The sequence below is a fragment of the Tunturiibacter gelidiferens genome (genome assembly GCF_051013345.1).
GTDB lineage: Bacteria > Acidobacteriota > Terriglobia > Terriglobales > Acidobacteriaceae > Edaphobacter > Edaphobacter gelidiferens_A.
In genome coordinates this window covers 1,555,252-1,578,960 of the sequence record NZ_CP132939.1, presented here as the reverse complement: position 1 = coordinate 1,578,960, position 23,709 = coordinate 1,555,252, and the positions used below count along the sequence as shown (strand labels likewise).

Below are 23,709 nucleotides of genomic sequence, written 5' to 3'. Positions count from 1 at the left end.
ATAAGGGCGGCCAGCGTGAGGAGGCCGCGAATCTGGCGGCGGCGTTCGTGTTGGAGTGGAGTTGCGATCGTGGTGGCCGTCTTTTCCGATGATAGATGATGGCCGATTGTGTTTGGAGTGAGCCGCTTTGAGCAGAGCGGGTCGCTGCCTCAGCATCGATGGCCACCCCTGCGATGAGATCGCATCACTAGGGCACTTGCCACCGGGGTGCGGGCTGCAGTTGCTCAAACGGCAGCTTGAGTGTGATCCTTGAAAGATGATGCGGAAGAAGATGGTCGGTGCAATTGTCGGATCGGCGCTGGCCTGCTGTATTTTGCGGTGGCACAGGAAAAAGGGTACTGGCGTGCGGAAAGTTCTACGGCACAGTCCATTACGGGCGATATCGGCTTCTCCGGCGAGAAGATGTCGATCAACTTTACCGGCTTTGTGATTGCTCAGATACGTTCTCTTGAGCCGGGCGAGGTGAGTGCTGTGTTCGATGCAGATAGTAGTGGAGGCGGGAGTGGCAACCTCTACAGACTGAACATCCCGGCCGCGAAGAAGTTCCTGCATAAGAATACTTTGTGCGGTACTGAGGATGTGCAATGGATGGCCACGTATGTTGTCGGGCGCTCTTTGAAGATTGCATTTTTCTCGGGACCAAAAATGCCCGTCTTCACGTTGACTGAGATCGGAAATTCAACGGACCTATGCGGCACTTTTTCTTACGTGCGCTGAGTCAGCGGCAATCGATCTCACCCGATAGATGATTTTGAGTGGTCTGGTGCGTTCTTGCGTAATAGATCCGGTTACGGGAGGGGCTTGTTGGTGAGGAAGTCGATGCGGAGTTCGAGGTTGGGGCCGTGGAAGTTTGCGGGGAGCGGGGGAATTGGCCTACGCCGGTGATGCCGCCCCAACAGGCGCGGTCGATCGCCTGATCCTGGCTGGAGCCGTCGAGGTTCATGGCGGCGATGCGGCCGTCGGGGAGGATGGTGAAGCGGATGAGGGTCTCGCCCTGTTTGTTGAGGGGCGGGCGGGCCTCTTCGGGGATGAGCGGGATCCAGTTGCGCTTGATGTCACCGAGGATGCGGCGGATGTAGGGGCCGAAGTCGACGCCTTGCGTGTCGGAGAGGATATCGGCTCCGGTGCCCATGCCTGAGCGTCCGCTGGATTGGCCGCCGCTGTAGTCGCCAGCGCTGCCGTGGTCGCGGGAGGCGCTCTGTGCGGCCTGCCGAATGGCGTCACCGGCGGTCTGGTTGGGGTTGCCGAAGTTTGGCCGGGTTGGGACTGGTTTTGGTGCTTCTACGAGAGCCTGCTGGGCCGGCTGTTGGGTAGGCTGAGGCTGTGGGGCTGGGGGTAGCGGCGTCGCCTGTTGTGAAGGAGCGGGCTGGGTGACGGGTGGCGCGGGAGTGGGCGCGGCCGGAGCGGAGGGCGTTGGCGGGGCTGCCTTGCGCATTGCCTGCAGCTGCTTCAACATCTTCTCGTCGACGACTGGTTGTGCCGGGTGCGCCTTCGGGATTTTGGGTGCGATTTTGGAGAGATTCGTCGGGTCTTCGAGGCGGGTTAGCTGGTCACGCTCTTTGAGCACCTGGGCGGGGCTGATGAGGCGGGGCTGATGGAAGAGGACGCGCGGACCATAGAAGAGGAACCAGCCGATGGCCAGGTAGATGATGATGGAGATGTAGATGGACTCGCGGAAACGGGCCTTGGAGCGCTCGTCATCGAGGGAGTCGAGCAGGTGAATGAGTTCGTGCTCTTCGAGTTCGCCGTAGCGGCCTGTGCGCACCTTTGGGGTCTGGTTGGGTGGTGCGGATTTGGGCGGGGTCTCGAGTGAAGGCATGGGCTCTGTGTTCTGACGGCTGCGGGAGGCGAAAGTTTCGTGCGGGAGCGATCGTGATATTCCGGCAGGATGCACCGGGTTGCATAGTCCTCTTTATTTTCTCATCTTTACTGCATGGATTGGGAAAAGAAGCGTTCGCGGGAACTTTCGAACAGACAGGTGAAACCGTAGACTAGGAGGGTGACTCTAAGATTTGCGCCTGATGTTCGTGCCGTAGTGCTGACGATCAGCGATCGCTGTTCCCGTGGGGAACAGATGGATCTCTCGGGACCCGCGGTGTGCGAGCTGCTCGAAGATGCCGGGGTGGGGCAGGTGTTGAGCGAGATGCTGCCGGATGAGGTCGATCAGATTGCCGAGGCGTTGAGACGTAACGCGAAAGTTGTAGACCTGATTGTGACGACCGGGGGGACGGGGCTGGCGAAACGCGATGTGACGCCTGAAGCTACGAGGATGGTCTGTGAGCGGCTGGTCGATGGGTTATCGGAGCGCATGAGAGCCGACGGGCTGCTGCAGACGCCGCTGGCAGCGTTGAGCCGTGCAGTTTGCGGGACGCTGGGAGATGCGCTGATTGTGAATCTGCCGGGAAGTCCGTCGGGCGCGAGGAGTTCGCTCGCATCGATTCTGCCGGTGTTGCCCCATGCGCTGGACCTGCTGGCGGGGCGGACGGCTCATCATGCATCCCCAGAAAGCGATCAGCATGGAAGGGCTGACGGCAATTAGAATGAGAAGAACCCCGTGAAGATCTCTCCCGTTGCCCTTCTACATAAATTGAATGTCGTGATGCTTGCGGCACTGAAGCCGCTTGGCGTGTGGGGCATCGGCGCGCTGGCGGTGATCGACTCGGCGGCGATTCCTGTGCCGATCGATGCGCTGCTGATCGACTATGTGGTGCACGATAAGTCTCGATTTTTACTTTATTGCTTTATGGCGGCGGTGGGCTCTGCGATCGGCAGCCTGTTGCCGTACTACCTGGGTCGCGCGGGCGGGGAACTGTTTCTGCTGAAGCGAATCAATCGGCAGCGGTATGAGCAGATGCGGGACCGGTTTGAGAAGCAGGAGTTTCTCGCGATCATGATTCCGGCGATGATGCCTCCGCCGACGCCGGTGAAGCTGTTTGAGTTTGCGGCGGGCGTGTTCGAGATGAAGATGCTTTGGTTCTTCAGCGCGATCTGTCTCGGGAAGTTCATACGATTTTTGATCTGGGCCATTATCACGATTACGTATGGGCCTGCGATTCTGCATACGATTACGCGGGCGATACATCAACACCTTACGTATGTGCTGGGGTTCAGCGGCATTCTGATTGTCCTGCTGCTGGTGTATGTTCTGCGGAAGGTGTTTGACCGGCGGCGGGGAACGACGCTTCCGGTGGAAGAGAATTAGCGCGTTTTCAAATTAGCTAATGCTGGATGTGGCCGTCCATCTCCATGCGGACGATGCGGCGGTCGGCGTTGAGATAGACGGTTCCGGAGAGTGGGGGCTTTTCGCTGCCGGCTAGGAACGGTGTGTCGTAGAAGCGCAGATCACGGAAGGTGACGGTGGTGAGGCCTTCTTCGTTAGTGCCGATGTCGGTGACTACGGGATATTGCGACCAGTCGAGGTAGGCTTCGCCGAGCCAGCTGCGTTTGGCTACTAGAGTAGCGAGCCGGGTGGGCGGCTTATAGATGACGTCGGCCTGAGTGCTGGTGGTGACGACGCTGTTGAGAGTGTCAACTGTGGCTAGCTGGTAGAACTGCGGAGTCTCGGCGATGGTCTGCCAACGAAAAGGATTGATGGGGTAGGGGCTGGCGAAGGCACGTGAGATGGGTGCTCCGTTGTAGTCGGTGGATTGAGCGAGTTGGAGGGCCTTTGCGTGTTCGACCAAGCGCAGGGTCCAGAGGGCGACGATGGCGACGAGGGCGAAGATGGCCCAGCCTCGTCCGCGGAATGCTTGTTTACGTGCGCCTACTTCGCTGTTGACGAGCCCGAAGAGGGAGGGCGCGATAAGAGCCAGGAGCAGAAGGAGAAAGATGACGGGTTCGAAGATGAAGACGATGGAGCCGGCGTACCAGTGAGGGTTGAAGGGAAAGAAGGGGCGGAGGCCATAGTTGTTGGTCCAGTCGAGCAGGAGGTGGCTTAGCAGGGCGATGAGAGCAAAGCAGTAGAGCAGTCCCCAGCGGATGGGGGCGCGGTGGGGGGAGTGGGGTCGTCGTGGGGTCGAAAGGCAGGGCGGGGTCGGGTTGTTTTTGGGCTTCGTTGCGTCGGCTGCGCCAGCGGTGAAAGAGCCAGATGGCGCCTAGGATCAATGCAGCTTCGAACGGCAGACCGAGGAGGGTGTGGGTCCAGCCGCGATGATGCTGGAAGGCTGCGATGGGACCGCGAATGGCCCATAGGGTGTCGAGGTCGGGAGCTTCGGCGGCGAGGGTCATCGTAGCGGTGGCGTAGGCGGCCTTGCGATTGAATCCGGAGCGGGCGAGGACGGCGCCGGTCATGAGGTGGGTGATGGGTTCCATTTGCTTCCGATAGTAGCTTGTTTCGCGGCGATGTCCTGCCGGACGGGCCCACTGCGCGTGGAGCGGTCACTTCGTGACGTGTATACCGGTTTTGGCAGGATGACAGGCATGGGGGCCTCCCGCTGGTCGGCACAATCTTCCTCCGACCAACGGAAGGACCGTTGCTTCCATTCGACACGACAAGGTACACGAGTCACGAAGTGACCGCTCCACGCGCAGTGGGCCCGTCCGGCAGGACATGCTTGGTAGAATCGAAATAGACCATGCCTACCTTGACTGCGCTTTCGCCCGAGGTTCTTGCCAAGTACCAGCCTGTGATCGGGCTGGAGGTTCATGTTCAACTTTTGACGAATTCGAAGGCATTTTGCGGCTGCGTCAATAAATACGGTGGCGAGCCGAATACGCATTGCTGTCCGACCTGCCTCGGGCTGCCGGGGGCGTTGCCGGTGTTGAATCGCAGGGCCGTGGAGTTTGCCGTGCTGGCAGCGAAGGCGATCAACTGCGAGATTCGCGAGACGAGTATTTTTTCACGGAAGAACTATTTTTATCCGGATTCGCCCAAGGGATACCAGATCTCGCAGTTCGATAAGCCGATTGCGGAGCATGGATGGATTGAGGTGCCGGCGTTTGATGCGAGTGGCGCGGCTGTGACGAAGCGGATCGGTGTGACGCGCCTGCACATGGAAGAGGATGCGGGAAAGAGCATTCACGATGGGTTTGCGGATTCTGTGTCGAAGACGTACATCGATCTGAACCGGTGTGGGACGCCGCTGGTGGAGATTGTGAGTGAGCCTGATCTGCGCACGGCGGATGAGGTGTTTGAATACCTGACCAAGTTGAAGGAGATTCTGCTCTATACCGGCGTGAGCGATTGCAACATGGAAGAAGGCTCGCTGCGGTGTGATGCTAACGTCAGCGTGATGCTGAAGGGGGCGAAGGAGTATGGTACGAAGGCTGAGGTGAAGAACGTCAACAGCTTTCGGTACATTCGCGCGGCGGTAGAGTACGAGATCGAACGGCAGATTGGCGTGATTGCAGACGGTGGTCGGGTGGTGCAGGAGTCGCGGCTTTGGAATAACGCGGAGGGACGGACCTACTCGATGCGGAGTAAGGAGCAGGCGCATGACTACCGGTACTTTCCGGAGCCGGATTTGCCGCCGCTTGTCGTTGGAGCCGAGTGGCAGGCGGAGATTTTGAAGATGATGCCGGAGCTGCCGGAGGCTCGGCGGGCGCGAATGATTGCGGAGTATGAGATCTCGGCGCAGGACGCGGCTACGCTGACGGCGACGCGTGAGTTTGCGGACAGGTTTGAAGATGCGGCGAAGAAGGCGAAGAGTCCACGGCGTGTGGCATCGCTGCTGACGAGCGAGTTGACGATGCGGCTGCGGGCGGCGGGGCTGGAGTTGGAGCAGTCGCCGGTGTCGATGGCGGGTGTGGTGATGGCGGCGGACCTGGCAGAGTCGGGTGAGCTGTCGAGCAAGATGCTGAAGCAGCTGCTGGATATGGCGTTTGAGAGGAATGAAGATTTTCCTGTTGTGTACGAGCGGGAGAAGCCGCAGCAGATCTCGGATACGGGCGCGATCGAGGCGATGATCGATGAGGTGATTGCTGCAAATGCGAAACAGGTGGAACAGTATCGCGGGGGAAGAAGACTGTGGCCGCGTTCTTTGTCGGACAGGTGATGAAGCTGTCGAAGGGACAGGCAAATCCTGCGCTTCTGAATGAGCTGGTGACGAAGAAGCTGGATGCGTTGGGGTAATGTGCGCTTACGATACACGCCCTCTACTAAATGAAATTCTTCCAATCTTCGCGAAGGAGATTGAAGAACTGCTAAACAAGCGGAACGAACCGAAGTTAGCCGCTCAGATAATTTCGCTGGCGATAGTGGATCGTTGCAAGTGCGGTGAGGATTTTTGCGGTGCATTTTATGTCGAGCCTAAGCCAGCGGGAGCCTACGGTCCAGGCCATCGTAATGTGGAACTTGAACCCGAGAGTGGAATGATCATTCTTGATGTCGTCAATGATCGAATTATGCAGATTGAAGTTTTGTATCGTGATGAGGTGCGCCGGGCGATTCAGGTCGGCGATTCCGTAGCCTCAGTTTGACTTGCCAGTTTGAGTTGAATTAAGTTCTTGCGCACGCACGATGTAGGGTTTAATGGGCGGATGCATGTGCGTGGCCCTCTATCCAAAGATGTTTATCGTGGGGTGTGTGTGAGTATTCTGCTTGCTCTCTTTGGGTGCCGGAGCGATGCTCCGTACGTTGTGCCGGAGGAGCCGATGCCGGCGAACACCGTGATGCTGTCGCAGATGATGCGTGAACTTTCCGCTACGCCGGGATTCACGGACGCGATGCTCGCGCAGCTGGATAAGAACGGGAAGAAGGGCCCGGCGCTGATGACGCCAGCACTGGTGAAGCGGCTGCGTGAGTTGATTCTCGGGAAAGACTGGCAGGGACTGGATCGGTTTCCTGGTTGGACGATGCAGGCGATCAATCCCACGGTAAGAGTCGCGGGTCGCGTGGTTGCCAAGGATCAGAGTGTGACGGATCTCGCGGCCCAGCACCCCGGAATGCAGGTGGGTTCGGAATCGACAAAGAGCGCGGTGACTAAGAGCCAGATCAAGGACTATATCGATCTCGGTGAGTATGCGTTGGAGGCTGAGAAGGTGAGTCTGGATGCTCCATCGAAGCTGCCGAGTTTCACTACGGATGGCTTGGTGAGCGAACTTGGGGGCGGCGTGGTGAGAGGAGATGGCGCCAATCCAACGCTTGCGCCGATGCATGCTGAGAGTCAGCGGCTCGCGGATTTATTGAACCGGCTGAGTTTGAACGGGCTGAGTGATTATGCTCCTGTTACGGTTGCAATTGAAAGTCAGAGCGCGAAGACCCCGCAGGAGCTGGTAAAGGCGCTGATGACGACTGGGCATACGGTGGTGGTGGCGGATGCGCGGTACTTTGCCAACTTCGGGCACTTTCATTACAAGGGACAGGATGTGATGATGCCGTTCTGGGTGGACTCGCAGATTCGCGTGCCGGGGACGAGACGTTCACTGTTGGTTCCGGTGAGCCATGCTGAGTACGAGTGGGAGGTTCGCGGGCCGAAGGTGAATGCGAATGTAAGTTGGTACTTCGGCATCGATGGCAAAGCGGAGTTTCGCACGATGGATACGCAGGATCAATCATGGGTGCTGGGTCGCCATGCGCATGAGTATCGCGATGCGGATGCGGTGGAGGTGACGCGGCTGGTGGGGAAGATGTCGATTGCTTATATGCATCAGCATCTGGCTCGGCCTGAGCTTCCGTTTGGGGGGTACTATCCGCTGGGCGTGTGCCAGGACGGCGTTGCTGCGATTGAGAGGAAGATGACGGGGAAAGATACTCTGTTTCCCAATACTGCGGATGGAGCATTGTTTGATGATCGACGCGACGCGGAGGTCAATGAGCTGATCAAGGCAATTCCGAAGGACCGGGAGGAGGGGTGCCGGAGCCTGCGCGGATCTTCGGTTCGCTGCCGACTGCTGATTTGAACGCGATTACGATTCCGGGGTTGGCCGCCGATCTCGAGAGGGTGCATGCGGCCTGGCAGGATGGGTCGCTGGAGCGGACGCCCTCGTGGATTAGAAAAGTCACGCTGAGAGTTGTTGGTGTGGCAGCTTTAGGGATGCTGGCGGGAATAGTGGTTTGGCGAAGAAGGCGAAGTCGGTGACACTACTGTTCGAAGCGCGGTGAGGGCTTGATGATGCAACGTTGCGGTGGTCTTGAAGACTCTTAGTATGAGGAGGAACTCTATGACTACGAAGAAGGCAACGGCAAAGAGATCGGCGAGTAAGAAGACAGCTTCAAAGAAGACGGCTGCGAAGGAGGCTCCGGCAAAGAAGGCCGCAAAGAAGAGTTCGACGCGAAAGTACAGTCCTTCGGCCAGCAAGAATGTCGAGACTGAGATGCGCGAGATGAAGAAGGGTACGCTGAAGAGTGGTCGGAGCGGGAAGAAGGTGACCAATCCGAAGCAGGCGATTGCGATAGGTTTGTCAGAGGCCAGGAAGGCGGGGAAGAAGGTTCCGCCGTCGCCGAAGAAAGGGTAAGGATGACTGAGGTCGAGAGGTATCGCGCGATGCTGGAGGTCGCGTTGGAGGAGGCCCGCACAGGGCGGAGTGAGGGTGGTGTTCCGATCGGTGCGGCGTTGTTCGACGCGGAGGGCAAGCTACTGGCATCGGGAAGAAATCGTCGGGTGCAACAGGATGACCCGTCGGTGCATGGAGAGACCGATGCCTTTCGACGCGCGGGCAGGCAGCGGTCTTATAAGGACAAGGTGATGGTGACTACGCTTGCTCCTTGCTGGTATTGCAGCGGCCTGATCCGGCAGTTTGGAATTCGCACCCTGGTGGTAGGGGAGAGCAGAAACTTTTCTGGTGGAGTGGAGTGGCTGAAGGAGCATGGAGTAAAAGTGATCGATCTCGATTCGCAGGAGTGTTCGGATCTGTTGACCGCGTTTATCGCAGAGAAGCCTGAGGTTTGGAATGAGGACATCGGCGAAGAATAAGGGCTTTTATGGTGGTCGTTCTATGTCGAAGGGCGCTCTTTGATGTGGAATGATGAAGAGATGGGTATTGAGTCAGGCGGTGGATTCGGTTGCAAGCTCTGTGGCGAGCGCCACGTTTTGTCTTTGAGTTATAGCGTGAAGGCTCCTCTGGCAGTTGGTGCGATTCCGGCGGAAGAGTGGGATCAGCGGGTGGTTATTACTCACGATCAGTGCGTTGTTGATGGTAAGGATTTCTATCTACGCGGACGCATCCTGGTGCCGGTGATTGGGTTGGAGGAACCGTTTGTTTGGGGAATATGGGCCGAGGTAAGTCCGAAGAACTTTGTGCGGACCAATGAACGATGGACGGCTGCTGGGCGGGAGAGGGATCCGGCGTTTCCGGGTTGGCTGAACTCTCAGCTGCCGGTCTTCGGCGACACATTTAATCTCGAACTGAGTGTTCAAACGCAGCCGGTGGGGCAGAGGCCGCAGTTTGTCGTAGTCGATGCAGGTCATCCGCTGGCGATCGAACAGCGAGATGGGATCACACTCGAGCGGGTCGAAGAGATTGCTGTGATGATGATGCATCCGGCGAATCGCTAGATCAAGCTGCTCGGCCTTTGCCGACTGCAAACCACGCCATCCCGCAGAAGATGTAGGCAAGGTAAAAGTAAGGGAGCCAGTTGTAAGGGCTTGCGGGGACGGGGTAGAGGGTTCCGGCTAATGCGAGCACGATGGCGAGTGTAGTTGCGGCGGAGAGGATCAGCGGAGGGTTGGTGAGGCGGTTGTTGCGCTTGAGGTAGAGAGGGAGCGCTATGGCGGCGAGACCGTAGGTGGTGAGGAAGCCGTAGACGGCGAGGGAGCCCATCCAGCCATAGATGTCGGTGCCTGCGATGCCGCGGAGAGCGAGGATCGTTACAGGGAGCGCGGTGAGGATACCGGCGACGAGGACCGCTGAGCCCGGGGTGGCGTTCTTGTGGTGGGCGACAGATAGGCGGCGGTGGACGAGGCCGTTGTGGCCCATGCGCATGAGGACGCGAGCAGCTGCGGTGATGCAGGCCAGGGTGCAGGCGAACATGCTGACGAGAGCGCCGAGGTCGATGAATGGACCGAGGGGGTGACGCCGGCGAGGTTGGCGAGCACACGCATGGGGGCAGTGGATTCGCCGAGGTTCTGGTGGGCGGTGTGCATGCCGAGGGTTTCGAGGTAGGCGCAGAGGATGAAGAAGAGGCCTGTAAAGACGGCGCTCTGGATGACGGCGCGGGGGATGGTGCGGAGCGGGTTAGAGGCTTCGGCTCCGAGGGTGGTAGCGCTCTCGAAGCCTACGAAGCTGAAGAGGGCGAGGACGACGCCGAGACGAACTGCGGAGGGAGTGACGCCTTGGAGGTGGAGTTGGGCGTGGTCGATGTGAAGGCCATTGCGCCAGAGCAGGAGCGCGAGCACGATGGCGATCAGTGCGACGGAGGTGGCTTCGATCCAGAGCATGAGGCGGGCAGAGACTTGTACGTCGCGGTAGGCGATGAAGGTGGAGACGCCGACGCAGAGTAATGCCAGCAGGAAGGTTGGGGCCGACTTACCGGTGATCGAGAGGAGGAAGACGTTGGCGTAGTTGATGAACCCTCCGGCAACGGAGGCTCCTGTGGCGATGTAGGCGAGCAGGAGTGCCCAACCGGCGATGCCGCTGATGGCTGGTGGGAGCGAGGAGGTTGCGTAGGTGTAGAGCGAGCCTGAGCAGGAGGTGTAGCGGGCGAAGCGGCTGATACAGAGGGCGATGAGGAGGATGGCAGCGGTGGCGAAGAGATAAGCGAGCCAGGTTCCGCTCCCTGCTAGGACGAAGACCAGCGGGATGGTCATGGTCGGCGTGGTTGTGGGAGCGATGGTGGAGATGGATTGGGCGAGGGTCTCCATCGGCGAGAGGATGTTCGCGCGCAGACCGGGAGCAGGAGCGAGGGAGGCTTCGGATTCGGCTACGGTTTGCTCCATTGTGTTTGACCCTTCTTGCGTCGATGGGAACGGAGATGCGGATGCTGAAGCGTTGCCGGATGTCGGAGGCAGAGCTGCTTGTGGTTGGAACGATGACGTGGAGTTAGACCGAGGATAGCTGAAGTTTGCTGGAGCGCGAAGCGGTATCTTGCGTGGGGGCCGATGATGGGGAGTCTGCCGTAATTGAACTCGCAGATCGGTTTGCAGGAGGAGGCGAGCTCGTTGCTTCGATGGAACTCTTCAGAAGAGCGAGACGGAGATCTTCAAAGTTTCAAATTAGGTGTAAGCTATCGGGCGGGACCCCACACATAAAACCTATGAGGTACGACCATGAAGGCGTTCGCACGTTGTTTCGTCGCTTTGGTACTCACTGCTATGCCGGTCAGCGGACTAGCTCAACAGTATTACAGTCATGTCGGAGTCACTCGGGCCGTGAAGCTTCGGATATTGCCGGGAAAGACCAAGGAGTTTTACGAGGCGTTTGCTTATGCACCTAAGGTCTTTGAGGCCGAAAAAGCGGCCGGCATCATCCTTGGATACGAGATTCTCACTTCGGTGAACTTCGAGGGGCCGGAGAAGTGGGACGTGATGTACGTGATTCATTTCAAAAATATGGCCATACTGGATACGTCCGCGGATCTGGCCGAACCGATTGTTGCCAAGGTGTATGGTTCGCCCGAGAAGAGAGCGGAGGTGCTCACGATGAGGGCGGAGAGCACGGAGGTTGTCTCGAGCGAACTGGTTCGCGAGATTCAACTGAAGCCGTTGCCATAAACCGAAGCCTGGAGCGCCTGCGCGGCTACTTCTTGTCTGACGACGAGGAAGAGGCTGCTGCAGGCGCTGCCGCTGGGGCGGAGGGAGCCGTGGCCGGAGAGCCGCTGCCGCCCGAGGAGTTGGAGTCGGCGCTGGACTTTGAACCACCAGACTTGGAATCGCCGGACTTGGAATCGCCAGATTTCGAATCGGCTGACTTCGCGTTGCCGGCGCTTGATCCTGAACCGTTGCCATCGCTCGAGGACTTCGGTTTGGCGTTGCCGTAGCCGTCGGCGTACCAGCCGCCGCCTTTGAAGCTGACGGCGGGCGCGGAGATGACCCGCTCCAGGTGGCCGCTGCAGTGGGGGCAGACGGTGATCTCGGGGTCGGAGAACTTCTGAATCTTTTCAGTGTGCTTGTGGCAGGTGGTGCATTCGTATTCGTAGAGCGGCATGGCTTCTTTCTCTGTTTCTTACTTATTGGGATGCGGGACGAGGCTTGAAGATGCGCTTTCAGGCCTCGTTCGGTGATGGAACGTTAAAGTTTGCCTAGTTCGATGAGTCGAACGCTGGCGATGGCTTCTACTTTGCGCAGGGCGTCGACGGCTGCGGTGGCGGAGGCGGCTTTGGGAACATCGATCTGGACGACGGCGAGCGCCTGGCCGTGGGGTACGCGCTGGCTGTGAGTGGAGTGGGCGCGGCCCAAAGCGAAGTTGGCGATGTTGACCGAGTGTTCACCGAGAATCGTGCCGATGCGACCGACTACGCCGGGGACGTCGTGGTTGCGAATGGCGACGAGGGTGCCGTGGAGGGGGCTTCGATGTCGATGCCGTCGTAACTGAGCAAGCGGGGCGAGTTGCCGTGTAGGACGGTGGCGGAGGCGCTGGCGTCGCCATCGGAGGAGTGGAGGACGATCTTGAGGACCGAACCTGCGCCGCCGACGGTGAATTCTCTTTTGTCTTCCTGGATTCGGATGCCGCGTTCGGCTGCGATGGCGGCGGCGTTGATGCGGTTGGCGGTGCTGCCGCCGTCGGCGCCGCTGAAGATTCCTGCGATGGCGGCGTTGCGGATGAGGTCGGTTTTACCGGCGGCGATGCGACCTGTGTAGGAGATCTGGATGTTTTCGAGGTTGCCCGGGGTGGCGTGGGCGAGGAAGTAGCCGAGACGTTCGGCCATCTCGATGTAGGGAGCAATCTCTTTGTACTCTTCGTGCGAGAGCGAGGGGAGGTTGACGGCGTTCTGGACGACGCCGAGCTTGAGGTAGTCGCGGACCTGCATGGCGAGCTGAATGCCGATGGCCTCCTGAGCTTCGTCGGTTGCGCCTGCGATGTGCGGGGAGAGGAGGACGTTGTCGAGATTGTAGAAGGGCGACTCTTTGAGGGGCTCCTGGTGGAAGACGTCTAGTGCGGCGCCACCGACGTGGCCGGATTTGATGGCGTCGGCGAGGGCTTGCTCGACGATGAGTTCGCCGCGGGCGCAGTTGATGATGCGGATGCCCTTCTTCATGATCTTGATGGAGGTTGCGTTGATGAGGCCTTCGGTCTGGGTGGTAAGGCCGACGTGGAGGGTGAGGTAGTCGGAGGATTTGAAGATGTCGTCGATGGGGACGAGGGTGACGTTGTTCTCGCGGGCGATGACGGGGGCGACGAAGGGGTCGTATCCGAGGATGGTCATGCCGAAGCTGGCGGCGCGGCGGGCGACTTCAAGGCCGATGCGGCCAAGGCCTACGATGCCGAGGGTTTTGCCGCGGAGTTCCTGGCCCTGGAGGGATTTTTGTCCCACTTGGCCTGGTGCATAGTGGTGTTGGCGCGCGGGATGGAGCGGGCGAGCGAGATCATGAGGCCGAGGGTGAGTTCGGCGACGGCGACGGCGTTGGCGCCGGGGGTGTTCATGACGACGATGCCGCGATGGGTGGCGGCGTCGGTGTCGATGTTGTCGACGCCTACGCCGGCGCGGCCGATGACGCGTAGCTTGGGGGCGGACTCGAGGAGCTTGGCATCGGCCTGGACGGCGGAGCGGACTACGAGGGCGTCGGCGTCGGTTAGTTCGGCGGCTAGTCCGTTTTTGATCTGGTCTGGGGTGACGATCTGCCAGCCGGGTTCTTGTTGGAAGACTGCGAGTGTGGCGGGAGAGACTTTTTCGGCGAGAACGATCTTCAAAATTGACCTCTGCGTTCGGTGTCTGTTCACTGCGACTGGTGTTGAAGGGGTACCCCCTCCCCCATACCCACTCACAAGTTATTTGTTTTCATTTAGATGGCGAAAAGGTGGTTTGCTAAATTATTCTATCTAAATGGGTTACGGCTAAATATTTCCAACGAAATGAGTTAGGGCCATCTACCCCACGGATTGGGCGGGTAGGGCTGCTTTTTCTGTACTTCCCTCTATTTTACGGGATTGGAGGAAACTAATGCGCCACGTTCATGTTGTTGTTTGATCTGGGTTTAGGGCGATCGGGGGCTTGACACGTTTTTGTGTGGCCTGAAGTGTCCTGCCGGACGGGCCCACTGCGCGTGGGGCGGTCACTTCGTGACGGGTGATTGCTTCGCCGGCGCTCCCGCTGGTCGCGAGCCATCTCTCGCGCCGACCAACGGGAGGACTGTCGCATATCGCTTACCGAGACCGGTATACCCGTCACGAAGTGACCGCCCCACGCGCAGTGGGCCCGTCCGGCAGGACATGATCTTCTAAATAAAGAAGTGGGGGACGAAGGAGCTCAAATTGTCGGTGATGGGGTTGAAGGATTCGCGAACGCCGAGGCCGCAGCAGTCCTGGTCGATCATCCACAGGCCGAGGACGGTGTGGCGATGGTCGAAGATCGCATCGGGCGCGAGGGCCTGGATGATTTGTTTGCCGTTGTAGGGGCCAGGGGTGGTGGCGATGGTTGTGCCTTCGCGGACGAGGGTGATGTTGGCGCCTTCGCGGGACATGAGCGGCTTGCGGACGTAGTTTCGTAGATTGGCGACGCTACGGTCTTCGGCGAAGTGGGATTCGAGGAGGAGGTCGTGGTTGGGGTAGAGCTGCCAGAGGATGGGCAGGATGCCCTTGTTGGAGAAGAGCATCTTCCAGATGGGCTCGATCCAGCGGGTGCTGGGGTAGGTGTCGATGGCGTGAGGACCGAACTCCTCCTGGAGCATGGCCTCCCAGGGGTAGAGCTTGAAGATGGAGAACATGGGGTGTTCGTCGGGGTCGAGGAAGAGCTGCTGCTCGTCATTCCAGCCGATCTCGTTCATGAACATCTGAAGGGTTTCGAGACCGGCCTGTTGCGCGGTGTCGCGGAGGTAGGTGATGGTGAGCTGGTCTTCGGGGTTGTCGAGTGCGGCGAAGTAGATCGGCTTCGAGAGGTAGGGGTCGATGTCATGCCACTTGGCGATGAGCTTTTCGTGGATGGAGTTGAACTGGTCGGGCTTGGCGGAGACGAGCGATGATGGCATGTCTTTGAGCCAGTGCCACTGAACGACGGCGGCTTCGAGGAGTGAGGTGGGAGTGTCGGCGTTGTACTCGAGGAGCTTGGGGGCGTTGCCGGATTGTGCGCCGGCCCAGCTTAGGTCGAAGCGGCCGTAGAGGGCCGGTGGCTCGTTGTTCCAGGCCCACTCGATGGCTTCGATGGCGAAGGCGGGGACGTCGAGTTCGGCGTAACGCTTCTCGTCGATGATGTGTTGGGCGGCGGCTAGGCACATCTCTTGCAGCTTGTTGCCGGCGGCCTCGAGGGTGTCGATCTCGGCGGCGGTGAAGCTGTAGGCGGCGGACTCGTCCCAGTAGGGCGTGCCGTTTTCGAGGGTGTGGAAGGTGAGGCCGACGGACTCGACTTTTTGTTGCCAGACGTCGCGGGGGTTAGGGTGATGCGCTGCATGAGTCTCCTGAGGTCGATGATTCGTCGCTGCTGTTTATTCGCCGGCGCTGCCACCGTGGGCTCCGCCTTCGCCGCCGCTGCTGCTGTGACTTCCGCCCTCGGAGAAGCTGCGGCCGAAGCCACCTCGGATGGTTACACCGGAGCGGTTGGCGTAGCTGCGACCGGCTACAGGGACGTAGCCTCCGCCGCCGACTACGCTGCCGAGTCCGTAGCCTCCCCAGCCGCCGTAGTAGTAGCGGTAGGGAATAAGGAGGGGAGGAAGCCGCCGTGGCCGTCGGGGCGCTGTTGCTGGATGCCTTGCTGGTCAGCGGGGAGATTGGCGCAGAGGCTGTCATCGACGACGCGGTTTTGTTCGTCGACACACCGCTGCATCTCGGGTTTTTGGCAGCCGGCGAGCATGGAGAGGGCGGCTGCAGCGAGGAGTGGGGCGGCGACTTGCGAGGAGCGCTTCATGGAGGGAGTGTGCTGAGACAGGTTATCAGTCACATGGTGGAGCTGGAAGGAATTTTGATTTGCTCAAGTCACAGTTGATTCGGGCGGTCGAAGAGCGAGACGACGGAACCACCTCGACGGCCCTTCCCGAGTTCTGAAACAGGCACACAGAACGTTTAGACTGGCTCACGCGAATGGGAAACGGTAGGAGAGCCCGACGATGACACCCAGCAAACTCAATAAGGCGCGAGTCGCAGATCTGCACGCGATGACGAATGGATATGTCGAACGCGGGGATATTCCGGGCATCGTGACGCTGATTGCTTGTGGCGAAGAGGTCGATGTTGATGTGATCGGCACAATGACTGTTGATGGAGCGAAGCCGATGAGGCGCGATACGATCTTCCGGATTGCGTCGATCACGAAGCCGGTTGCCGCGGCCGCAACTATGATTCTGGTCGACGATGGGAAGCTTCGGCTGGAGGATTCTGTGGAACGGTGGTTGCCTGAGCTTGCGAATCGCAGGGTGCTCCGTCGCATGGATTCAGCACCCGACGACACGGCGCCTGCGAAACGCTCGATCACGGTGAGGGACGTGCTGAACTCTACCTTCGGCTTTGGCAGCGTGATGGCGAGACCGGGCACGTATTGGATTCAGGAACTGATTCGCGATGGGCATCTTGGGGGCGATGGGCCGCCTCATCCGTCGTTGGCGCCCGGAATGGACGAGTGGATGCGCAGGCTGAGCGAGTTGCCGCTGATGTATCAGCCGGGCGAGCGGTGGCTCTATAACACCAGCTGCGATGTGATGGGCGTTCTGGTGGCGCGTGTTTCGGGGAGGTCGTTTGATGCGTTTCTTCGCGAGCGGCTGTTCGATCCGCTGGGCATGAAGGACACGGGGTTCAGCGTTCCGGCGTCGAAGCTCGATCGGTTGCCGGGGGTGTATGTGTTCAATCACGAGAGCAGGAAGTTGGAGGAGTTCGACACGGTAGGGGATAGTGAGTACAGTCGGCCGCCGGCGTTTGAATCGGGTGCGGGTGGGCTGGTATCGACTGTCGACGACTACTACGCTTTCTGCCGGATGATGTTGAACAAGGGTGTGTGGGGTCGAGAGCGTGTGCTGACGGAGGCGTCCGTTGAGGCGATGACGAAAGATCAACTTTCGCCGCAACAGAGAGAGGGTGCGGAGTTGTTCTTCGGCAATCACAGCAGTTGGGGCTTCGGGATGGCAGTGAGCCTTCGACGCGAGAAACCCTGGATGGTGCCGGGAAGATTCGGCTGGGACGGGGGCTTTGGGACTTCGGCTTATTCGGATCCGGCGAATGACTTGATTGGCATTCTGATGACGCAGCGCATGATGGATTCGCCGGAGCCTCCGGCGGTGTTCACGGACTTCTGGGCGGGTGCGTACCGAACGTTAGAAGAACAGTGGCATTAGCGTGAATGTCGGGCGCTTGTTATGAGGCAGATCCTGCGGATCGAGGTCCCGGCTGTGCAGTAGGGTTAGAGAAGAAGCAAGTTCGGACGTCCGACTCGGGACTTGCCCACTTCTCACGAAACAATTTGACACCCAACAGTTGGCGGTCTTGCAAATGTCACGATTCGATGAATTCGTGGCGCCGCGATCATGTGTTGCGGATTTCCGCCGATACCGGAGACAGGACGAGGGAACGATGCGGTACTTAAAAGTTTGCGGAATCTTACTTGTGGCAACGATCGTAGTCAGCGGTAGTACGAGCATGGCACGGGCAGCTGAGATTCAGCAGCCTGTGGTTTCACGCATTTCGCCGAACTATCCGGCGGTTGCGCGGCGCATGCGCGTGGAGGGCCCGGTTGTGGTCGAGCTGACAGCGATGCCGGATGGATCGGTGAAGAACGTTCACGCGGTGTCAGGGCATCCGTTGCTGATGCAGGCGGCTGAAGACTGCGTGTCGCATTGGCGGTTTTTGCCGATGGCAAAGGCCGAGCATGGAACGGTATCGGTTATCTTTTCGTTGAGCGAGTGAAGAGAAAAGGCCAAGTGCTTTGAGCTGGAGGGTGCAGCGCGAGTAACCGAGATCGTTTCGCGTGCCCCACCGTTCCGCGAGGAGTGTTGGGGCACGCGAGATGGCTACTTTGCGTGTTCGGCGAAGAAGGTTTGGGCGGCGATTAGGCCTTTGCCGAAGGTGAAGTTGGGGGCGGGGAATTTGGTTTTGTGGATGACTTGTTCGAGGGCACCGATGATGGCGATGGTGTCCATGTAGTCGAAGAAGCCGATGTGGGCGATGCGGAAGAGTTGGCCCTTCATCTCGCCCTGGCCGTCGGTGACGATGGCGCCGAACTGAGATTTGAGACCTTTGACCAGCGTGCCGGAGTCGGTGCCTTCGGGGGCTACGATGGCGGTTGCGGCTGCGGCTTCGTTGCCTGCGGGAGCGAAGAGTTTGAGGCCGAGTGCGGTGGCTGCGGCGCGAGTCATGGCGGCGCAGGTGATCGCGTTGTCGACTAACTTCTTGCGGCCTTCTGCGAGGTCGCCTTCGGGTTTTTCGGGTGTAGCGGCTTGAGCGGCGATGTAGTTCAACGCTGCGCCCAGGGCTGCGATGAGCGCTACTGACGGCGTGTAGGCGGACTCGCCCTTGGCGGCGTTCTTGCGCTCCTTGCGGAGGTCGAAGTAGTAGCGTGGGTTGTAGGTGGCCTCCATGCGATCCCAGGCGCGGGCGCTGACGGCGAGGTAGCTGAGGCCGGGGGAATCATGACGGCCTTCTGCGAGCCGCCGATGAGGACGTCGATGCCCCAGCCGTCCATGTCGAGGTGCGAGGTGCCGAGGCCGGTGATGCCGTCGACGATGAGGAGGGCTTCGGATTTTTCCTGCTTGAGGAGCTTGGCGATGGCCTCGATGTCGTGGCGGACGCCGGTGGAGGACTCGGTGGCCTGGACGAAGACGGCGCGGGTTTCGAGGTGGAGATTCGCTTTGATCTCGTCGAGGGAGAAGGTGCTGCCGTAGGGGGCGCTGACGACGTCGACGTGGCAGCCGAAGGCTTTGGTGATGCCGGTCCAGCGCTCGCCGAACTTGCCGGCGGTCAGAACCAGAACGCGATCTCCCGGTGACGTCAGGTTGGAGACTGCGGCTTCCATCGCGCCGGAGCCGCTGCTTGAGAGGATGATGACGTCGTTTTTGGTGCCGACAAACTCTTTGAGCTGGGAGAGGACGCGGGTGTACATCGCGCGAAACTCGGGAGTGCGGTGGTGGATATCGGCCGCAGCCATGGCGAACTGGGCGGCGGGGAGGAGAGGGGTCGGACCAGGAGTGAAGAGGCGCGTTTTGCGAATCATGGGTTTATTGTAGCGGGGTCCTGCCGGACGGGCCTCCTGCGCGGAGGGCGGTCACTTCGTGACTTGTATACCTTGTCTTGGCTGGTGAGAGGCATGGGGCCTCGCGTTGCTCGGCGTACTTATAATTAGAGATTGATTTGATGAGATGAGGGAATGATGACGATTGGCGAGAAGATTCAGACGGATATTGTGGTGGCGATGAAGGCGAAGGATGAGCATAAGCTGACGACGCTGCGGATGGTGAAGTCGTCGCTGAAGAATAAAGAGATCGATAAGCGCGAGAAGCTGACGGATGCGGAGGAGCAACAGATTTTGACGACGCTGATCAAGCAGCGGAGGGAGTCGGTGGAGTCGTTTACCAAGGGTGGACGGACGGAGCTGGCGGCGAAGGAGCAGGCGGAGATCGGGATGATCGAGGGCTATCTGCCGCAGGCCGCGGAGGAGGACGTGATTCGCGCGGTGGTGCGGGGCGCGATTCATACGATGTCTGAGGGCGGAAGCAGACCGACGCCAAAGGAGATGGGTACGGTGATGAATGTAGTCAAACAGCGAATTCTGGCGGATGGGTTGCGTGCGGATGGGAAGCTGGTGAGCGAGATTGTGAAGGCGGAGCTGGCGAAGTAGTTGCATGAGGCTGGGTGCGCGGTTGGAGGTCAGGTAGGGTCGGTAGGGCTGAGCTCCTGGTTGATCGCGCGAACGGTTACACAAGCTGTGACGGCAAAGTTCTTGTCCAGGAGCTTATCCTTCGATGTCGACTCCTTCTTTCAAATCAGTTGAACCGGAAGAGACCCTGTCGCTGCGGATGCCGGCGAAAGCAGTAAGAGCCCAGGGCGTTATCGCCTGGTCAAGCCTCTTCTTCGTGCTTCTGCAAAGCGTCTGCAGCTTCTTTGTCGCTCTGGATGGTCTGCGTGTCGTGATTGGAGTAGCGGCTTTGGCCTCCATCACACAGGCCGGGATAACCTGGGACAAAGTCCACACCGACTGGATTCGCGTGCCCATGATTGCGTTTGCCCTGATGGGTGCGCTGCTGAACCTGACGATTCTGCGGCGTGTTCGGTATCTCCGCAGACGCTCGTCGTCGCTCTGGCGTCAAAGACCTCTGACGCCGCGCAAGATTCGACTCGAGCGGATCCAGCTGGTTTTATCTCTGGTCACGCTGGCTCTTATAGCAATTGAAGAGCTGACTCACTTTCATACGTTTCATCGGATGTAATCTTCGATTGCGTGCGGTGGGCGGCTGTATCTTCGCGACCAGTTGAACTTCCGCGCTGCGATGATGGCGCAGCCTGGCGGATTGGATGTGAGCGGAGGGGAAGCTCTGGTGAGCGATATCGTGAAGGGCGAGCTTGGCAAAATGATCAGGCGCTTCGAGTGGAGATTTCTGAATTGCGTGGCCGATGCCGGCCAGTGTATAGTCCTCGGCCATCGAGGTAACAACTATGCGAAAGATTCTGTGCGCGTTAGCACTGTTAGCGTTTGCAACGCCTCTGCTGGCTAGTGATCCCTTCGTTGGGACATGGACGCTCAACTCGGCAAAGACGAAGTATACGACCGGTACCGCAGCAAAGAGCGTGACGCTTGTGATTGAAGAGCAAGGCGACAGTCTTCAGGTGACTGGTACTGGCACGACCGGTGATGGCTCGCCGATATCGGTGAAATATACGGTTCCGATCAAGGGCGGGGTGGGGACAGTACAGCAGGGCGACTTCGACGGCGTCAACTCAAAGCTGGTCAGCTCTCACAGTCGCCTCAACACCTTCACGAAAGCCGGAAAAGAGCTCAGGACACGGCACGCGGTTGTTTCGGCAGACGGTAAGACGCTTTCGACCACCGTCAAGGGAACTGGTGCGGACGGGAAGCCGGTGGCCGGGGTGGACGTTTACGACAAACAGTAGCGTGGCGGTTGCAGTTATCGAAGCTTCGATGCCCTGTGGAAGATCTTGAAGCGTTAGGTGTGAATCTGCGTGGATGCTGAGATCAACAAGGTTTGGGGGTCCTGAGTGCTAGCCATTCAGGAATTGCGACTTGTGCCGGGCTAATGGCGCGAAGTGGTCCAGTTGAACTCGGTGCCGGCGATGATGGTGCGGCCTTGCAGGGGGACTTGTGGGATCTCGTGGTAGCCGGTGTTGCTGAGGTTGAGCAGGCGCAGGTAGGGGCGGACGTGGCCGGTGTTGCGGGCGAGGGCGACGTCCCAGAGTGGGTAGGCGGTGTGCTGGGTTCGCTGGACGATGTTGACCTGGGTGTGGGCGTTGATCTGGTGGCCGATGCTGCCTGGGAGGGTTCCGTTCCAGGCGAAGATGGCGTTTTGCGCGGCGTAGTTGTAGGCGTACTCGGAGATGAGGTTGGCGGGTGGGGACGCGGCGTGGGCGGCGGTGTAGCTGAACTGTAGTTGCTGCGTGGTGGTGAGGCGGAGACGGAGGGTGGTCTCGGCTCCGGTGATGTTGAGGTTCTGGATGTTGACGGCCTGGTAGGGCTCGGCGAAGGTGAGGGCTGGGGTGGCGAGGGCTAGTTTGGAGTAGTCGATGGTGTTTTTTTGCTGGAGACGGAAGCCGGTTGCGGTGAGGGTGAGGCGGCCGTTGTTGGGAGTCCAGTCGAGGCCGGCTTCGTAGCTCCAGGAGGACTCGGGTTTGAGGTTGGGATTGCCGATGGTGGTGGGGTCGGCGTAGTAGAGATCAACGTAGGTAGGGAGGCGGAAGCCGTGGCCGGCGGAGGCGCGAAGACGCGTGGTGTGGGTGAGGGTGTAGGCGGCGGCGATGCTGGGAGAGAAGACGTTGCCGTTGCTGGAGAGGAGTTCGTCGCGTGCTCCGAGGGAGAGGGAGAAGCGGCCGAGGGCGCGGAGGTTGAGGTTGGCGTAGCCTGCGCCCTGATTGCGGGCGTGCTGACCGAGCGAGTTGGAGTGGATGGAGTCGCCATCGGCTTCGAGGCCGTAGGAGAGGGTGATGTTGGGGGTTAGAGTGTCGGCGCGGCGGAGGGCGGCCTCGTAGCTGGTGGTGATGTGGTTGTTTTCGTAGATCTGGGGCTGGTCGGCGAAGAGGACAAAGATGTCGGAGTGGCGGCGGTAACCGAAGCTGGCGGCGGTGCGTTGGCCGAGCTGCTGCTGGATGCTGGCGAACCAGCCTTTGGTGCGCTCCCAGGAGTCGTAGGGGCCGTAGAAGAGGTTGGCTCCGTAGGGGCGGTCGCTGGCGGCGAGGAGGATGTCGGTGGTGCCGGGCTTTAGGGTGAGCCAGGTCTCGGAGGCGAGGGCGTTGCTCGAGTAGTTGCGGTCGGGGATGAAGCCATCGGAGGTGTCGCGGCTACCGGTGAGCTGGGTGGCGATGGGGCCCTGGGTGTAGGAGGCTCGGAGGTGCTGCTCGATGGAGGAGTAGCTGCCGCCGCCTGCGCTGCCGATGATGGTGAGGCCGGGGGTGGGGGCTGGGTGAGGAGGTTGACTGCGCCGCCAATGGCGCCGGAGCCATAGAAGGTGCTGCCGGAGCCGTGGAGGATGTCGATGCGGGTGACAGCGTCGAGGGGGATGGGGATGTCGAGGTTGAGGTGACCGGTTTCGGGGTCGTTGATGCGGAGGCCGTTGAGGAGAATGAGTGCCTGCTCGAAGGTGGTGCCGCGGAGGGAGAGGTCGGCCTGGACGCCGTTGGCCGCGCGAGCCTGGAGGTTGAGGGAGGTGTCCTGGCGCAGGAGGTCTACGACGCTGTTTGAGAGGAGGGGCTGGTCGCGTGGGGAGATGAGGTTGACGGAGCGGTCGCTCTCGGCGAGGGGGAGGGGTTCGAGCGTGGTGGTGACCGTGATGCTTTCGGCGATGGGGGTAATTCTTTTGGGGGAAGTGGTTGCGTCAGTCGATTGATGGGGCTGCTGGGCCACGGCGGCGCTCAGAGAGATAACGCAGAGTGTCAGGAAGGCTGATTGATTTTTCATAGATGTTGCGAGTTTGTCTGTAACCATGATGCGTCGGGATGAGGGCGGAGAGCAGGTAGTTTTGTTTTGTTATAAATAGTTGAGCGTGTAAAGCAATAGGCGAGGTTGTGATGCGGATTGAGGCTTTTTTGCGGCAGAGTCCCGTGTTTCAGGCCAGCCGGATTGCGCGGAGAATGGATGCTTCGCTCAATCGTGTGCTCGAAGATGAGGAGGTGACCGCGTTTGAGGCGTTGGTGCTTGCGGCGATCTTCTTCGAGAAGCGTGGGCAGATCAAGCCGTCGGCGCTGGCGGAGGCGTTTGAGACTACGCGAAGCAATGTGAGTCATTGCATCTCGTCGCTTGAGGCGAAGGGGCTGGTGGAGCGGAGGATCGATCCGGAAGATGCGCGGGCCGTGCAGTTGCTGCTCAAGCCGCTGGGGAAGAGGCGAGCGGTCAGGGTGATGGGTATTCTGGATCGAATGCAGCGGCGATTTGAGGATGGTGTGGGACCGCAGAAGCTGGAAACGATGTTGACGCAGATGGCGGCGGTGGAGAAGCTTTGTGCGCGGATAGCTGCTGCCGGACGTTAAGCTTATTTCTAAGTTGAATAATTTGAAACGGACCAGTATGAATCGAGTGTCCGATGAATTTAGGAGAGAGAC

22 protein-coding genes and 7 pseudogenes are annotated in these 23,709 nt (G+C 59.7%); 18 read left to right on the top strand and 11 right to left on the bottom strand.

Features of this window, described 5'->3' with window-relative positions:
* Window positions 1–318: 318 nt before the first annotated feature.
* Window positions 319–717: a hypothetical protein gene (locus RBB80_RS07780; protein WP_433967624.1), complete on the top strand. Its 399-nt coding sequence runs from the start codon at window positions 319–321 to the stop codon at window positions 715–717.
* Window position 718: 1 nt separating this feature from the next.
* Here RBB80_RS07780 and RBB80_RS07775 read toward each other — a convergent pair whose 3' ends face one another.
* On the bottom strand, window positions 719–1,819 hold the full coding sequence (locus RBB80_RS07775; RefSeq protein WP_433967623.1) for an energy transducer TonB: 1,101 nt from the start codon (window positions 1,817–1,819) through the stop codon (window positions 719–721).
* 180 nt (window positions 1,820–1,999) lie between these two features.
* Here RBB80_RS07775 and RBB80_RS07770 point away from each other — a divergent pair, with 180 nt between their 5' ends.
* Together RBB80_RS07770 and RBB80_RS07765 are read left to right on the top strand one after the other, a co-directional pair.
* Window positions 2,000–2,539 (top strand): MogA/MoaB family molybdenum cofactor biosynthesis protein, encoded by a 540-nt coding sequence (locus RBB80_RS07770; protein ID WP_433967622.1) that lies wholly within the window; start codon window positions 2,000–2,002, stop codon window positions 2,537–2,539.
* Window positions 2,540–2,554: 15 nt separating this feature from the next.
* Window positions 2,555–3,202, top strand: a complete 648-nt coding sequence (locus RBB80_RS07765) for a YqaA family protein (protein WP_433967621.1) — start codon at window positions 2,555–2,557, stop codon at window positions 3,200–3,202.
* A gap of 16 nt (window positions 3,203–3,218) precedes the next feature.
* On the opposite strand, the gene RBB80_RS07760 is transcribed toward RBB80_RS07765, so the two are convergent.
* The 3 genes and pseudogenes from RBB80_RS07760 to RBB80_RS07750 all read right to left on the bottom strand — a co-directional run.
* Window positions 3,219–3,683 carry a hypothetical protein gene (locus RBB80_RS07760; protein WP_433967620.1) on the bottom strand — a complete coding sequence of 155 codons (465 nt, stop codon included), beginning with the start codon at window positions 3,681–3,683 and terminating at the stop codon, window positions 3,219–3,221.
* 45 nt (window positions 3,684–3,728) lie between these two features.
* A pseudogene (locus RBB80_RS07755) lies at window positions 3,729–3,926 on the bottom strand (metal-dependent hydrolase); the annotation flags it as partial.
* A gap of 202 nt (window positions 3,927–4,128) precedes the next feature.
* Window positions 4,129–4,290: pseudogene (locus RBB80_RS07750) on the bottom strand (metal-dependent hydrolase); the annotation flags it as partial.
* A gap of 284 nt (window positions 4,291–4,574) precedes the next feature.
* Here RBB80_RS07750 and gatB point away from each other — a divergent pair.
* From gatB to RBB80_RS07715, 7 genes and pseudogenes are all read left to right on the top strand, one after another.
* Window positions 4,575–6,070 (top strand): annotated as a pseudogene (gene gatB / locus RBB80_RS07745) (Asp-tRNA(Asn)/Glu-tRNA(Gln) amidotransferase subunit GatB).
* Window positions 6,070–6,417, top strand: coding sequence for a hypothetical protein (locus RBB80_RS07740; protein ID WP_433967619.1), 348 nt, complete (start codon window positions 6,070–6,072; stop codon window positions 6,415–6,417). The pseudogene gatB and the gene RBB80_RS07740 overlap by 1 nt, the downstream one beginning before the upstream one ends.
* A 108-nt stretch (window positions 6,418–6,525) precedes the next feature.
* Window positions 6,526–7,839, top strand: coding sequence for a hypothetical protein (locus RBB80_RS07735; RefSeq protein WP_433967618.1), 1,314 nt, complete (start codon window positions 6,526–6,528; stop codon window positions 7,837–7,839).
* Window positions 7,791–8,018 carry a hypothetical protein gene (locus RBB80_RS07730; protein WP_433967617.1) on the top strand — a complete coding sequence of 76 codons (228 nt, stop codon included), beginning with the start codon at window positions 7,791–7,793 and terminating at the stop codon, window positions 8,016–8,018. Before RBB80_RS07735 ends, RBB80_RS07730 begins: the two co-directional genes overlap by 49 nt.
* 82 nt (window positions 8,019–8,100) lie before the next feature.
* On the top strand, window positions 8,101–8,394 hold the full coding sequence (locus RBB80_RS07725) for a DUF6496 domain-containing protein (RefSeq protein ID WP_433967616.1): 294 nt from the start codon (window positions 8,101–8,103) through the stop codon (window positions 8,392–8,394).
* Window positions 8,395–8,396: 2 nt separating this feature from the next.
* Window positions 8,397–8,852 carry a nucleoside deaminase gene (locus RBB80_RS07720; RefSeq protein ID WP_433967615.1) on the top strand — a complete coding sequence of 152 codons (456 nt, stop codon included), beginning with the start codon at window positions 8,397–8,399 and terminating at the stop codon, window positions 8,850–8,852.
* 60 nt (window positions 8,853–8,912) lie between these two features.
* A complete protein-coding gene (locus RBB80_RS07715; protein ID WP_433967614.1) occupies window positions 8,913–9,434 on the top strand; it encodes a DUF2199 domain-containing protein in 522 nt (173 codons plus the stop codon).
* A gap of 1 nt (window position 9,435) precedes the next feature.
* Here RBB80_RS07715 and RBB80_RS07710 read toward each other — a convergent pair.
* A pseudogene (locus RBB80_RS07710) lies at window positions 9,436–10,685 on the bottom strand (APC family permease).
* Between the two features lie 459 nt (window positions 10,686–11,144).
* Here RBB80_RS07710 and RBB80_RS07705 point away from each other — a divergent pair.
* Window positions 11,145–11,588: a hypothetical protein gene (locus tag RBB80_RS07705; RefSeq protein WP_433967613.1), complete on the top strand. Its 444-nt coding sequence runs from the start codon at window positions 11,145–11,147 to the stop codon at window positions 11,586–11,588.
* A 25-nt stretch (window positions 11,589–11,613) separates the two neighbouring features.
* Here the strand turns inward: RBB80_RS07705 and RBB80_RS07700 are convergent, their stop codons facing one another.
* The 3 genes and pseudogenes from RBB80_RS07700 to RBB80_RS07690 all read right to left on the bottom strand — a co-directional run.
* Entirely contained in the window at window positions 11,614–12,021 is a 408-nt protein-coding gene (locus RBB80_RS07700) for an FmdB family zinc ribbon protein (protein WP_433967612.1), read from the bottom strand.
* A gap of 83 nt (window positions 12,022–12,104) precedes the next feature.
* Window positions 12,105–13,725: pseudogene (gene serA / locus RBB80_RS07695) on the bottom strand (phosphoglycerate dehydrogenase).
* Window positions 13,726–14,252: 527 nt separating this feature from the next.
* Window positions 14,253–15,326 (bottom strand): annotated as a pseudogene (locus RBB80_RS07690) (glutathionylspermidine synthase family protein); the annotation flags it as partial.
* On the opposite strand from RBB80_RS07690, the gene RBB80_RS07685 reads away from it, so the two are divergent.
* The 3 genes from RBB80_RS07685 (at window position 15,249) to RBB80_RS07675 (ending at window position 17,856) form a co-directional block, all read left to right on the top strand.
* On the top strand, window positions 15,249–15,887 hold the full coding sequence (locus tag RBB80_RS07685) for a hypothetical protein (RefSeq protein ID WP_433967611.1): 639 nt from the start codon (window positions 15,249–15,251) through the stop codon (window positions 15,885–15,887). The pseudogene RBB80_RS07690 and the gene RBB80_RS07685 overlap by 78 nt on opposite strands.
* Before the next feature lie 183 nt (window positions 15,888–16,070).
* Window positions 16,071–17,288, top strand: coding sequence for a serine hydrolase domain-containing protein (locus RBB80_RS07680; protein WP_433967610.1), 1,218 nt, complete (start codon window positions 16,071–16,073; stop codon window positions 17,286–17,288).
* 268 nt (window positions 17,289–17,556) lie between these two features.
* Window positions 17,557–17,856 (top strand): energy transducer TonB, encoded by a 300-nt coding sequence (locus RBB80_RS07675; RefSeq protein ID WP_433967609.1) that lies wholly within the window; start codon window positions 17,557–17,559, stop codon window positions 17,854–17,856.
* 104 nt (window positions 17,857–17,960) lie between these two features.
* Here the strand turns inward: RBB80_RS07675 and RBB80_RS07670 are convergent.
* Window positions 17,961–19,159: pseudogene (locus RBB80_RS07670) on the bottom strand (pyridoxal-phosphate-dependent aminotransferase family protein).
* 156 nt (window positions 19,160–19,315) lie between these two features.
* Here RBB80_RS07670 and RBB80_RS07665 point away from each other — a divergent pair.
* The 3 genes from RBB80_RS07665 (at window position 19,316) to RBB80_RS07655 (ending at window position 21,054) form a co-directional block, all read left to right on the top strand.
* Window positions 19,316–19,783 (top strand): GatB/YqeY domain-containing protein, encoded by a 468-nt coding sequence (locus tag RBB80_RS07665; RefSeq protein WP_433969567.1) that lies wholly within the window; start codon window positions 19,316–19,318, stop codon window positions 19,781–19,783.
* Window positions 19,784–19,907: 124 nt separating this feature from the next.
* A complete protein-coding gene (locus tag RBB80_RS07660; protein WP_433967608.1) occupies window positions 19,908–20,372 on the top strand; it encodes a hypothetical protein in 465 nt (154 codons plus the stop codon).
* Between the two features lie 226 nt (window positions 20,373–20,598).
* Entirely contained in the window at window positions 20,599–21,054 is a 456-nt protein-coding gene (locus RBB80_RS07655; protein WP_433967607.1) for a hypothetical protein, read from the top strand.
* 140 nt (window positions 21,055–21,194) lie between these two features.
* On the opposite strand, the gene RBB80_RS07650 is transcribed toward RBB80_RS07655, so the two are convergent.
* Window positions 21,195–22,355 (bottom strand): TonB-dependent receptor plug domain-containing protein, encoded by a 1,161-nt coding sequence (locus RBB80_RS07650; protein ID WP_433969565.1) that lies wholly within the window; start codon window positions 22,353–22,355, stop codon window positions 21,195–21,197.
* 17 nt (window positions 22,356–22,372) lie between these two features.
* On the bottom strand, window positions 22,373–23,068 hold the full coding sequence (locus tag RBB80_RS07645; RefSeq protein ID WP_433967606.1) for a TonB-dependent receptor: 696 nt from the start codon (window positions 23,066–23,068) through the stop codon (window positions 22,373–22,375).
* 110 nt (window positions 23,069–23,178) lie between these two features.
* On the opposite strand from RBB80_RS07645, the gene RBB80_RS07640 reads away from it, so the two are divergent.
* Entirely contained in the window at window positions 23,179–23,637 is a 459-nt protein-coding gene (locus RBB80_RS07640; protein WP_433967605.1) for a MarR family winged helix-turn-helix transcriptional regulator, read from the top strand.
* The last annotated feature ends 72 nt before the right edge of the window (window positions 23,638–23,709 follow it).

Excerpts from the sequence above, each read along its gene's own strand:
- RBB80_RS07715 (WP_433967614.1), top strand. The coding sequence starts at position 8,913 with ATGGGTATTGAGTCAGGCGGTGGATTCGGTTGCAAGCTCTGTGGCGAG.
- RBB80_RS07655 (WP_433967607.1), top strand. The coding sequence starts at position 20,599 with ATGCGAAAGATTCTGTGCGCGTTAGCACTGTTAGCGTTTGCAACGCCT.
- RBB80_RS07700 (WP_433967612.1), bottom strand. The coding sequence starts at position 12,021 with ATGCCGCTCTACGAATACGAATGCACCACCTGCCACAAGCACACTGAA.
- RBB80_RS07775 (WP_433967623.1), bottom strand. The coding sequence starts at position 1,819 with ATGCCTTCACTCGAGACCCCGCCCAAATCCGCACCACCCAACCAGACC.
- RBB80_RS07660 (WP_433967608.1), top strand. The coding sequence starts at position 19,908 with ATGTCGACTCCTTCTTTCAAATCAGTTGAACCGGAAGAGACCCTGTCG.
- RBB80_RS07645 (WP_433967606.1), bottom strand. The coding sequence starts at position 23,068 with ATGAAAAATCAATCAGCCTTCCTGACACTCTGCGTTATCTCTCTGAGC.
- RBB80_RS07720 (WP_433967615.1), top strand. The coding sequence starts at position 8,397 with ATGACTGAGGTCGAGAGGTATCGCGCGATGCTGGAGGTCGCGTTGGAG.
- RBB80_RS07665 (WP_433969567.1), top strand. The coding sequence starts at position 19,316 with ATGACGATTGGCGAGAAGATTCAGACGGATATTGTGGTGGCGATGAAG.
- RBB80_RS07680 (WP_433967610.1), top strand. The coding sequence starts at position 16,071 with ATGACACCCAGCAAACTCAATAAGGCGCGAGTCGCAGATCTGCACGCG.
- RBB80_RS07725 (WP_433967616.1), top strand. The coding sequence starts at position 8,101 with ATGACTACGAAGAAGGCAACGGCAAAGAGATCGGCGAGTAAGAAGACA.
- RBB80_RS07705 (WP_433967613.1), top strand. The coding sequence starts at position 11,145 with ATGAAGGCGTTCGCACGTTGTTTCGTCGCTTTGGTACTCACTGCTATG.
- RBB80_RS07740 (WP_433967619.1), top strand. The coding sequence starts at position 6,070 with ATGTGCGCTTACGATACACGCCCTCTACTAAATGAAATTCTTCCAATC.
- RBB80_RS07640 (WP_433967605.1), top strand. The coding sequence starts at position 23,179 with ATGCGGATTGAGGCTTTTTTGCGGCAGAGTCCCGTGTTTCAGGCCAGC.